Here is a 2,102-nt window from a genome sequence, read left to right as displayed (position 1 = left end):
GGCTGGGCGCGAGCGGCGGAGGGCCGCTTGCGGGCCTTGGCCATCTGCACGGAGGCCCGCTCGATGAAATCGTGAAAGATCGCCGCCGGAAGATCGCCGCCGCCGACCTTGTTCATCGAGGAATTGTCGTCGTTCCCGACCCAGACCCCGACGACGAGATCCGGGGTCATCCCGACGAACCAGGCATCGCGGTAATCCTGCGTCGTCCCGGTCTTGCCGCCCACCGGGATGTTGGCGACGCGGGCCGCCTTGCCGGTGCCGCCGTCGACCACCGCCTGCAGCGAGTCGAGCATCATCGTGCGGCTGTCGCCCGGCAGGGCCGCGCCGGCCTTCGGCTCCGGCCGGAGGTAGAGTGGCTGCGGCGAGCCGCCCCGGACCGCGTGGATGCTGTGGCTCTCAAGGCCGGTACGGTTGGCGAGCACGCCCGCATAGGCGCGGGTCATCTCGAGGAGGGTCACCTCGGCCGAGCCCAGCGCGAGGCTCGGCAGGTTCGGCAGTTCCGACTGCACCCCGAGCCGGCGCGCCGTCTCGATCACAGCGGGAATGCCGACCTCGTCGGCGATCTGGGCCGCGATCGTGTTGATGGACAAGGCGAAGGCGCTGCGCAGGGGGACGGCGCCCCGGAAGCGGTTGTTGGAGTTCTGCGGCTCCCATTCGCCGATCTGGATCGGGCGGTCGACCAGCACCGTCTCCGGCGTGTAGCCCTTCTCGTAGGCGGTGAGGTAGACGAACAGCTTGAACAGCGAGCCGGGCTGGCGCTTGGCCTGCGTCGCCCGGTTGAACTGGCTGTCCTCGTAGTCGCGCCCGCCCACCATCGCCAGCACCGCGCCCTCCTTCGAGAGCACCACCATCGCGGCCTGAGAGACCTTCTTCTTGGCACCTTCCGCGTCGAGGCGGCGGGCGACGACACCCTCGGCGAGGCTCTGGAGATCGAGGTTGAGGGTGGTGCGCAGGGTGACGTCGCCGGGGGCGTCGATGAGCCGTTTGGCGTCGGCCGCCACCATGTCGATGAAGAAGTTGGTGCCGGGCGGCGTCTCGGGCGGCGTTCGCAGGGTGATGGTCTCGGCCCGCGCCGCATCGGCCGCGGCCGTGGTGATCGCCCCCGTCTCGACCATGGTCTGCAGCACCACGTCGGCGCGCTCCTTGGCGCCGCCGAAATTGCGGGTCGGCGACAATTGCGAGGGCGCGCGCACGAGGCCAGCGAGCATCGCGGATTCCGGCAGGGTCAGGGTCTTGGCCGGCTTGCCGAAATAGCGCCGCGCGGCGGCATCGACCCCGTAGGCGCCGGCGCCGAAATAGGCGGTGTTGAGGTAGCCGAGCAGGATCTCCTGCTTCGTCATCGTGCTCTCGGCGCGGAGCGCCAGGAACGCCTCCTGCACCTTGCGCCGCAGGGTCTTCTCCTGGGTCAGGGAGGTGAGGCGGACGTATTGCTGGGTGATGGTCGAGGCGCCTTCGCGCACCCCGCCGCTCGCGAGGTTGCGCCAGACGGCGCGGGCGAGGCCGCGAGGATCGACGCCCCAATGGGAATAGAAGCGCCGGTCCTCGATGGAGACGATCGCCTGTGCGAGATGCGGCGGCAGGTCGGCCGCCACGAGCCTCTCCCCCTGGAAGACGCCGCGGGTGGCGAAGACCCGCCCGTCATCGGCCTCCACGGTGATCGCCCGGCGATCGTTCTCGGTCGCGACGCCGCCCAGCGGCGGTAGGGTCGCGAGGATCCAGACGAGGAAGCCGGCGAGGAGGAGGCCGGCGACGGCGCAGGCCACCAACAGTGTCGAGAGGATCGGCCGGCGCCGGGCCGGCGGCCCGGGCGGCGTGGAAGCGGCTGCCTCGGCATCTGTGTCGGCGGGCTTTCGCCGCAATCTCGCGGCCAGCATCGCGCCGGCCGCCGCGGTCCCGGCCGCGAGACGCCCCACAGCCGCGCGCCCGCGCCGGCTGCCGGATCGAGCCGCCCCGGCCGCGAGGATGCCGAGTTGGCGCGCGAGGACGCGGGCGGCCGCAGCGGCCTCCTGAGCCGCCGCCCGCGTATCGGGGGCCGGCCCGCCGGATAACGGACTGCCCGTCTTCGTGGTGCCGCCGGCCGCGGACGCCGCGGGCGTGCCGGA

The 2,102-nt window shown here is 72.1% G+C and carries 1 pseudogene; it reads right to left on the bottom strand.

The features are described from left to right. Positions 1-2,069, bottom strand: a pseudogene (locus ACFE7U_RS16580) (transglycosylase domain-containing protein); the annotation flags it as partial. Positions 2,070-2,102: the final 33 nt, after the last annotated feature.

It is taken from the genome of uncultured Methylobacterium sp. (assembly GCF_964251405.1).
Lineage (GTDB): Bacteria > Pseudomonadota > Alphaproteobacteria > Rhizobiales > Beijerinckiaceae > Methylobacterium.
Note: the sequence above shows the minus strand (reverse complement) of the source record. Positions and strands in the feature narration are given on the sequence as shown.